We start from the raw sequence: 509 nt of genomic DNA, 5'->3' as shown, positions 1-509 counted from the left end.
GACTGAAAAAGCTGCGCCAGATTTCAGACAAACTGAAAACTGGCGCAGCTTCCCGGCAGCCTTGATCCTTAACACGATAGCAGAATCAACATGATTTCTCTGAAATCCTGTAAATCCTGTCATCCTGTCGAAAAGCAGTTCTCTTGAAAATTGTACCTATTACTACAACGTCACGTTGAATTCTCTTGCACAGACAAATAGCCCCAACGAGGGCAAGCCGGCCTTTTAAAGAAGACAGTGTATACTTGACGTTGTAGTACTAATCCGCATAAGAGCTTGAACAGGAGCAAACCGAGATAACAGAGATTCTCTTCTCTGCTTGCTCTGTTCGTTCCTGTTCAAGAAAGTTGGAATTTGATTCTGGCATTGAGTGTCTTATGGCCTATTCATTCCACTGTGAGAGGCGACATGAACTGGAGTGACAAAAACGTTCTGCTCACCGGCGGCACCGGCTCGTTCGGCAAGAAATTCGTCGAGATTGCGCTGCAAAAATACCGGCCGAAGAAGCT

1 protein-coding gene is annotated in these 509 nt (G+C 45.8%); it reads left to right on the top strand.

Features of this window, described 5'->3' with window-relative positions; genetic code table 11:
- Positions 1 to 408: 408 nt before the first annotated feature.
- The coding region (locus L6R21_28320; GenBank protein ID MCK6563108.1) for a UDP-N-acetylglucosamine 4,6-dehydratase (inverting) at positions 409 to 509 on the top strand (101 nt) is incomplete at its 3' end.

Source organism: bacterium (assembly GCA_023150945.1).
Classification (GTDB): Bacteria; Zhuqueibacterota; Zhuqueibacteria; order Zhuqueibacterales; family Zhuqueibacteraceae; genus Coneutiohabitans.
The sequence above is the reverse complement of the archived record's forward strand: the minus strand, read 5'-3'. Positions and strand labels throughout refer to the sequence as shown.